This is a genomic window from Nioella sp. MMSF_3534 (assembly GCF_030732985.1).
Classification (GTDB): Bacteria; Pseudomonadota; Alphaproteobacteria; order Rhodobacterales; family Rhodobacteraceae; genus Nioella.
The window spans coordinates 62143-69955 of sequence record NZ_JASHJX010000020.1; the positions used below are offsets into that span (position 1 = coordinate 62143).

The window sequence follows — 7813 nt, forward strand, 5'->3', positions numbered from 1 at the left end:
GGCACAATTCTAGTCCACCCACTGCCCCAGTCGAACCGCAGTTGCGCCGGGGGTCAGGCGGCGGCTTGGCATGATCAGCACGCAGCCATCATGCGGCGCGCGGATTTCCTTGTCTCCATCCATGCCGATCAGATCCCCTTTGGAGAGCGTCTCCAGACCCGTGAAAGGCTGTGCGAACTCGAAGCAGTCTGTCTCGACCGTGACCGGCATCTCGACCTTCACCACGCGTTGTGCGGCCGGCAGGGGCAAGAGATTGGGTTCTGCTGTCTCGGGCGCAATCATCCCGTGCAGCAGCAGCCAGCGATAGACGCTGTCGACCGCGACCGGCCCCGCCGCCGCTTCCCAGTGTTGGCCGCACTCGATCAGCACTGCGGTTTTGGGGCTGCCGGGGTCACCAAAGCCCCCATAGTCGCGCAGCCGTCGCCCCGCTGCATGGCCGGTATCGGCCACGATAATCTCTGGTGTCCCGAGCTGCCTTGACATGGCGGTGCTTTTGTCTAGCGGCCCGGCCACGATCACCGGGGCCGTCTTGTGCTGCATCGAATGCACGTCGAACAGGATATCCACCGTGTCGATCAGGGGGCGGATCTGTCGGGCGCGATCCAGTTCGCACGACCTGCGATCCCCCTCCAGCGTTTCCGTATCCCAGACCCTGTTCATGTCCTCGTCCAGAAACCGGCTTGCCATCGGATCGTCCCTGTCAAAGGCCTCATAGGCCGCGACATTGGAAAATCCGAGCGTCAGCGTACCCTTCATTGGCCGGACGCCAGACCGGAACAGATGGTCCAGCGCGATGACCCCGCAGACCTCGTTGCCGTGCACAAGGGCATTGATCAGGACGTGCGGCCCCGCCACGCCGCTGTCAAAGCTGGTGTAATAGTCCACGCCTGTGTTGCCAGCCCGGTAGGGCGAGATATCGGGGAAGGGCAGCTCGATCGGGTACTTGTTGGGGTCGGTCGCGCTCATGAGGCGGGCCTTGGCACGATCGGCGGTTCAACCCCTTCGGGAAGCGGGCAAACATAGGGCGTCTTCTTCAGATGGGCTGCGTGCAGCTCCTTTGCCCTTGCAAGCAGGGCAGGATCCTCGATCACCCGTTTGGCCGTCGCCGCCATGACCTTGGCGGCATAGACCATACCCTTATGCGCAGCCGGAGCCTTGCCCTGCGCAACCGTTTGCCAGGTGTGAAACGGCGTGCCGACCGCGCAGGTTGCCACGCGGGCCTGAACAGTGGGTACGGTCCAGCTGACATCCCCGACATCCGTTGATCCCTCTCCGCCCTCACCCTTCAGATCCAGCGGCGCCACGAAATCGCACAGGGCTAGGCTTTCGTCCGGTGCCGGCATCCCGACGCGCCGGAAGGACACCGCGATATCGTCCGCCGTCAGCGTCTGTTGTATCTCTCGGGCGAAAGCCACGTCAGCCTCGTCAAAGGCGACAGGGCCGAGACGCTCCATCTCCACCTGCATGGCCTCCTCCAGAGGCCGGTTGCCGATCAGGTTCGATACCCCGGTGAAGACGCGGGATTCGACGCGAGTCTCGGTCATCAGGGCGGCGCCTTCGGCGATCTTCTTGACCCGCTCGATCAGCGACCGAAGTCCGGGCAGGTCCGAGGCGCGGACCAGTTGCCGAACGGTTGCCCGGTGCTGCACCACATTGGGCGCAACCCCGCCTGCGTCGAGATAGGCATAGTGAACGCGCGCATCATCCGGCATGTGTTCGCGCATGTAATTGATGCCGACATTCATCAGTTCCACGGCGTCCAGCGCGCTGCGGCCCAGTTCGGGTGCGCCTGCGGCATGTGCTGCCTTGCCGTGGAAGGTGAAGTCGATCCGGGTGTTGGCCAGCGAGTTTGCCCTGTTCACGGCGGTAAACGTGGCCGGGTGCCAGGATATCGCCGCATCGACATCGTCGAACAGCCCGTCACGCACCATGAAGGCCTTGGCCGCACCGCCTTCTTCCGCCGGGCATCCATAATAGCGGACCCGTGCCCTCAGCCCGTTATCCTCTATCCAGTCCTTGACGGCCGTCGCGGCAAGCAGGGCGGCAGCGCCCAACAGGTTATGTCCACAGCCATGGCCGTTTCCGCCGGCTTCCTGAGGGCGTGGTTCTGCAACACCGGGCTCCTGGCTGAGATAAGGCAGCGCATCGAACTCGCCGAGTATCGCAATGACCGGTCCTTCTTCACCGGCTTCGCCTACAACAGCCGTTGGAATGCCGGCAGCGTGTTCGGTTATGCGAAAACCCTTCTGTGCAAGCATCGCCTTGTGTTCAGCAACGGACCGGTACTCGTTGTATAGGGTTTCCGGCATGTCAAAGACACGATCCGACAGTGTAATCAGGTCTTCCTTGTGCTGATCCACCTTTTCCCAGATGACGTTTGAATTCTGCATCGCTGCTCTCCCACCGACCGATCCGATGAATGAGGCTCCCATGGTCGATGGCAGTTGGCAAGTATCCAGTGCGTCTCGAACTCTTCGCTTCACAGGGAATGCCACACCAGAGAGTTCAGGAACGCGGGCGCTGGGCTCAAGCGATCCTGCGCGGTCAACTTGATCCTCCAAAGCGGTTCCGTCAGCTCAGTCCTCTCCTCCTGTATTCGGTCGCGGCTTTGGTCCTTCGCCTGCAAGCTGGGCAATTCGGCAGACCGCTGCGTCAATCCGCGGACTCGCGCGCCCACCCGGCCCCGGCGCGCCAAGCGACGGCCAATTGGCCAGTGTTCAGGCCTTCCGACACAGGTAGTTCCACCGGCTGGGGCTATCGACGACGCGGCCCTTTCGTTTCAGGACTTGATGCCTTGCGTGGCATTCAACCTGAATGCCGTGCCGTTCCAGAAGCTTGGTGAATGTCTCCGGGGGGCTGAAATAGCACGAATACAATCCGTAAACGAACGGTCTCGACCCAAGGACGGACGCCATCAGTTTGCGCAGGGCTTTCAACAGATGTCCAAAGCCCTGGTGGCGATACACACCGCGCAGGTAATCTGGCAGGGAGGAACCATAATCCTCTCCGGCGAATTCGTCTCGGTCCGGCACCTCACCGATATAGATCGTCCCGCCCGCGACAGTCACGCGGGCGATCTCCGCGATGGCCCTGCCTACGCTTTCCTCGTCCGACCCCACGATATGCAGAACCCCGTTGCAGACAAGGCAGTCGACCGAGCCATCCGGGACGGGAAGCGCGTCGGCAAAACCTTGCGTTACTGCGATCGAACTGCCCGGATGTTCGCTGTCCAGACGGTGCCGCACCCGGTCGACCTCTTCAGACGAGGGCAACACACCGGCCAGACGACCACGTGCACCGGATCGGCGCGCCATGATCAGCAATGTCCCGTCACCGCACCCGACATCCAGAAGCGAAGCCTCTTCGCGCAGCTTCACCGCCGCGAGGATACGTTCGGAAACGAACTCCGTCAGGTAGCTCCGATGAGCGCGGCCGCTCAGCTCACTGACATCGGACGCCGACGCCCATGCGCGATAGGCGTCAACCGGGTTCTTCGCTTTGACAATCGGCACATCCGGTCTCCTGCAGATCCATTCCAAACATGATCTTGTCACCAAGGATGTCACACCAGCTATGCCAGAAAACCTGCAACCGAAGGCGGCGCGATTCAGCGCTCGTCACCAGCGGGGCAAGATCCGACACCGGCGCGCGCCTTCCGGCACCATCCGGGTAACAGATCCCCCCGTCTCAGACCTTCACCCAATTCATCCGCCAGTCAAACGGGCACCCGCAGGTGGCGCAGATCCTGGTCGGCAGATGGGGTTTCTCTTGGGCCATGGCCGCGAGGGCAGGGCGGGCAGGTGATCAGGCCAGAGGCCCCGTCCGCCACAGCGTCACCTTCAGCCCGCCATGGGCCACGGGGGGTTCTGTCGGCAGCCACGGCAGCCCGGTTGCCTTTGCCAGCCCGCCATCGCTGGTCACCAGCCCCACACGCCAGCCGCCGAAGCGGTCCAGCAAGGTCTTGCCAAGCGCGCCGTAGACGGAAAACAGCAGCTTCCGGTTGCCAATCCTCTCCCCATAGGGCGGGTTGACGATGACCAGCCCCGGCGGCCCCTCCGGCGGTTCCAGATCGCTGACCGCCTGCCGGGCGAACTGGCAGAACGCGCCGACGCCTGCCCGGTCCGCATTCTCGGCGGCATTCTTCACCGCGCCTGCATCGCGGTCATAGCCGTAGAACCGGGCCTCCGGCGTGACCACCTTGCCCCCGGCCTTCATCGCGCCGAAGGCCCCCGGATCGAACCCCGCCAGCTCCTCGAAGGCAAAGCCCCGCGACCGGCCCGGAAAAAGCCCGCCTGCGATCTCGGCGGCCTCAATCGGGAAAGTTCCTGATCCGCACATCGGATCGACGACCGGTTCCGTCCCGTCAAATCCGCATTGCCGCAGGAAGAGCGCCGCCAAATTCTCCCGCATCGGGGCCTTGCCCACAGCGGGCTTGTGGCCACGCTTGTGCAGCGCCTCGCCCGTCGTATCGAGGCTGATGGTGCAGAGGTCATCGTCAATGCGGACCTTCACGACGATTTCGGCCTCATTGCTGATCGGACAGCCGAGCGTTTCATTGATGGCACGCGACACCCGCTGAACGGCGGCCTTGGCGTGGTAGATCTTCGACTTGCGGCAGGTGGCCTCCACCTTCACGGGCCGATCCGCCCGCAGCACCGCCGCCCAATCCACCTTGCGCGCCCGCTTGTCCAGCTGCGCCAGATGCATCGCCCGAAACTCCGCCACCCGCACCAGCACCCGCGCCGGTCCCCGCAAACACAGGTTCGCGCGCCAGACCTCGGGCCAGTCGCCCGTGATCTCCACCCCGCCCGGCACCGCTTGGATGCCAGAGAACCCCGCCTCGCGCGCCTCCTCTGCCAGAGTGCCCTCAAGCCCCGGCGGGGCCACCAGAAAGATATCGAACGTGTCGGTCATACCCGTCCCCTATCCTCTTTCCCGGCCCTGTCACAGAGAAACCTTGCCCTCCCCCCGCCTGCTTTGCTCTAACGGCTTCTGCGCACAGGAGTTTGAGAAATGGTCGACATCGCCACCCGCGTCTACAATCACAAGTGGAAGATCGACCCGATCGTCCGCTCCCTCATCGACACCGATTTCTACAAACTGCTGATGTGCCAGTCTGTGTTCCGCAACAAGCCCGACACGCAGGTGACCTTCAGCCTCATCAACCGCACCACCCGCATCCCGCTGGCCGACCTCATCGACGAGGGCGAGCTGCGCGAACAGCTGGACCACATCCGCTCCCTCTCCCTCTCCCGCGGCGAAAGCACCTGGATGCGCGGCAACATGTTCTACGGCAAGCGCCAGATGTTCACGCCCGAATTCATGGACTGGTTCGAGAAACTGCGCCTGCCCGCCTATCACCTTGAAAAGCGCGACGGCCAGTACGAGCTGACCTTCGAGGGCAACTGGCCCGAGGTCATGCTGTGGGAAATCCCCGCGCTTGCCGTTCTGATGGAACTGCGCGGCCGCGCCGTCCTGCAACATATGGGCAAGTTCGAGCTGCAAGTGCTCTACGCCCGCGCCATGACGCATCTGTGGCAGAAGGTCGAACGCCTCCGCCACCTCCCCGACCTGCGCATCGCCGATTTCGGCACTCGCCGCCGCCATTCCTACCTGTGGCAGGACTGGTGCGTGCAGGCGATGATGGAGGGGCTGGGCGAGAAATTCGTCGGCACCTCCAACTGCCTCATCGCCATGAAGCGCGATATCGAGGCCATCGGGACGAACGCCCACGAACTGCCCATGGTCTACGCCGCGCTGACCGAGTCCGACGAAGACCTCGCCCGCGCCCCCTATGACGTGCTCGCCGACTGGCATGAGGAGCATTCGGGCAACCTGCGCATCATCCTGCCCGACACCTACGGGACCGAGGGCTTCCTGAAAAACGCCCCCGACTGGCTGGCGGGCTGGACCGGCATCCGCATCGATTCAGGCGACCCCGCGACGGGGGCCGAGATCGCCATCGACTGGTGGAAGTCGCGCGGCGAGGACCCGCGCCAGAAACTCGTCATCTTCTCCGACGGGCTGGACGTGGAAAAGATAGAGGAGCTTCAGGCGCAGTTTGCCGGTCGCGTGCGGGTGTCATTTGGCTGGGGCACGCTGCTGACCAATGATTTCCGCGGGCTGGTCCCCGACGACGCGCTGGCGCCGTTTTCGCTGGTGTGCAAGGCTGTGGCGGCCAACGGGCGGCCCACGGTGAAGCTCTCGGACAACCCCGAGAAGGCCATGGGGCCAGCAGACGAGATCGCCCGGTATAAACGGGTGTTCGGGGTTGGGGAACAGGAACGGGTGGAGGTTGTGGTTTAGGGGGGGAAGTTTCCAGCCTTCTGCTACTCAACCGGAAACCTAATGTTTAAAGTATCCAGTTTGAGTTCATCTCCGTCATCAAACCGCGCCCTGATACTTAAACGACCCGATTCCCGAGCCTCAAATGGTGTCCACTGGCATGGAATTATTATGGAAACATATTCCGCTCCATCAGGCATATCTGCCACCCCTTCAAGCGACTCGACCTCAATCTCGGCAGAAAAAATGGTCTTAACATCCTCGCCCTGCTGATGATTCGCCCAGACATGGATGGCCTCAAATCGAGTTCCATTTGGAATTCTGATGTTTATATATGCACAAAGATTAGCAACCCTCGCCGGTGCCGGCTTGCTAAAGTTCATATCTCCAGAATAGCAACCTACAAGAGTTGTCTTTCCATTGACCTCTTGTCTAATGTCATCGCAGAAAACAGTAAAGCCATAAGGCATCATCAGGCAGATACCTTATTCACAAGAAACGTCGCGCTCGTCGAATGCGAGACTGCCGACTCATGTAGAATATCATTGGAATCATTAGCTTGATCATGGGATCCAACCACATACTTCCCTTCAGGCGTTCTCTCATAATTAGACCCCTTGCGTACAGGCGGATCAACAAACTTTATTTCTATGTCTTTACCAAAGGCAAATGCAAACTCCGCAATTGACCTGGATGTTAGGTTAGATTTGCTCTTCAGTCTTCTATTGACAATAGATCGATCAGCTCCAATCCGCTCCGCAAGCTCTTTCTGAGTCATCCCAGATTTAATAAACTCAGATTGAATAAGGCTATTTACTTTCGAAAGAAAGCGGGAAACCTTTGCGCTTTTTGGGTCAATCTTCAGTCGATATGACATCATCATACTCCGAGCTCATCACACACTTTGGTTCATCTAAGTTTATATTATCCCGGACGAACGCCGATTGAGCGATGTATCGTCCATAAGTATTAAGCAGCTTCACCCTATCTGCCGAATCTCCGAAGCAGCAAACATACGCATCCTTTTCCGGTATCCACCCAAATATCCTCACATCATCTGACTTCAACTCCCAGATTCCGTGGTCTGGAGTGCTAGACAGTTTTTTGAATCTTCTATCTGTGCTGAATACTGCACCGGAAATGTACTCGAAAAAAAGTGAGTCCACCTGTTCAAGGGGTGTTTGATCCGAGTACAGGTCATCATGTTCAATATCACCCAATGACTCCTCCAGCCACCGAACGAAGCTAGGGATTGCGAAGAGCCGCCTCATGGGTAGCTCATGCGCCGCTAGTGGCACCTCCAACTGAACCAGCTCTCCAGACTCACATAACTCTACCAGTGTTGCCATATATATCAACCGCCTCTTAAGGCAATCCTAAATACTGAAACTTCGAAGCGTAGAAAGACATCGCTTCAACCTGACGGTACCAAGCTGGTGCTTGAAATCGAGGTTACCCTATAAGCTTGCATTGTCTTACAGGGAGTCAAGCACTCATCACACCCCCTACTCCCCCGTCTCCCCCCGCA

At 60.3% G+C, this 7813-nt stretch carries 8 protein-coding genes; 1 reads left to right on the top strand and 7 read right to left on the bottom strand.

From position 1 onward, the window contains the following. Nucleotides 1–9 precede the first annotated feature (9 nt). The 5 genes from RBB16_RS10365 to RBB16_RS10385 all read right to left on the bottom strand — a co-directional run bounded on the left by RBB16_RS10365 (nt 10) and on the right by RBB16_RS10385 (nt 4914). A complete protein-coding gene (locus tag RBB16_RS10365) occupies nt 10–966 on the bottom strand; it encodes a succinylglutamate desuccinylase/aspartoacylase family protein (RefSeq protein WP_306046092.1) in 957 nt (318 codons plus the stop codon). Continuing rightward, nucleotides 963–2390, bottom strand: a complete 1428-nt coding sequence (locus RBB16_RS10370; RefSeq protein WP_306046093.1) for an amidohydrolase — start codon at nt 2388–2390, stop codon at nt 963–965. The genes RBB16_RS10365 and RBB16_RS10370 overlap by 4 nt, the downstream gene beginning before the upstream one ends. A gap of 327 nt (nt 2391–2717) precedes the next feature. Beyond that, nucleotides 2718–3512, bottom strand: a complete 795-nt coding sequence (locus tag RBB16_RS10375) for a class I SAM-dependent methyltransferase (protein WP_306046094.1) — start codon at nt 3510–3512, stop codon at nt 2718–2720. Nucleotides 3513–3687: 175 nt separating this feature from the next. Further along, nucleotides 3688–3777: a DUF2256 domain-containing protein gene (locus RBB16_RS10380; RefSeq protein WP_306046095.1), complete on the bottom strand. Its 90-nt coding sequence runs from the start codon at nt 3775–3777 to the stop codon at nt 3688–3690. A 27-nt stretch (nt 3778–3804) separates the two neighbouring features. After that, nucleotides 3805–4914, bottom strand: a complete 1110-nt coding sequence (locus RBB16_RS10385) for a class I SAM-dependent RNA methyltransferase (protein ID WP_306046096.1) — start codon at nt 4912–4914, stop codon at nt 3805–3807. Nucleotides 4915–5013: 99 nt separating this feature from the next. Between RBB16_RS10385 and pncB the strand changes: the two genes are divergently transcribed. Continuing rightward, nucleotides 5014–6306 carry a nicotinate phosphoribosyltransferase gene (gene pncB, locus RBB16_RS10390; RefSeq protein WP_306046098.1) on the top strand — a complete coding sequence of 431 codons (1293 nt, stop codon included), beginning with the start codon at nt 5014–5016 and terminating at the stop codon, nt 6304–6306. Between the two features lie 23 nt (nt 6307–6329). Here the strand turns inward: pncB and RBB16_RS10395 are convergent, their stop codons facing one another. After that, entirely contained in the window at nt 6330–6758 is a 429-nt protein-coding gene (locus RBB16_RS10395; protein WP_306046099.1) for a hypothetical protein, read from the bottom strand. A 381-nt stretch (nt 6759–7139) separates the two neighbouring features. Continuing rightward, entirely contained in the window at nt 7140–7634 is a 495-nt protein-coding gene (locus RBB16_RS10400) for a hypothetical protein (protein WP_306046100.1), read from the bottom strand. Nucleotides 7635–7813 lie beyond the last annotated feature (179 nt).

Excerpts from the sequence above, each read along its gene's own strand:
- RBB16_RS10365 (WP_306046092.1), bottom strand. The coding sequence starts at position 966 with ATGAGCGCGACCGACCCCAACAAGTACCCGATCGAGCTGCCCTTCCCC.
- RBB16_RS10370 (WP_306046093.1), bottom strand. The coding sequence starts at position 2,390 with ATGCAGAATTCAAACGTCATCTGGGAAAAGGTGGATCAGCACAAGGAA.
- RBB16_RS10380 (WP_306046095.1), bottom strand. The coding sequence starts at position 3,777 with ATGGCCCAAGAGAAACCCCATCTGCCGACCAGGATCTGCGCCACCTGC.
- RBB16_RS10385 (WP_306046096.1), bottom strand. The coding sequence starts at position 4,914 with ATGACCGACACGTTCGATATCTTTCTGGTGGCCCCGCCGGGGCTTGAG.
- pncB (WP_306046098.1), top strand. The coding sequence starts at position 5,014 with ATGGTCGACATCGCCACCCGCGTCTACAATCACAAGTGGAAGATCGAC.
- RBB16_RS10395 (WP_306046099.1), bottom strand. The coding sequence starts at position 6,758 with ATGATGCCTTATGGCTTTACTGTTTTCTGCGATGACATTAGACAAGAG.
- RBB16_RS10400 (WP_306046100.1), bottom strand. The coding sequence starts at position 7,634 with ATGGCAACACTGGTAGAGTTATGTGAGTCTGGAGAGCTGGTTCAGTTG.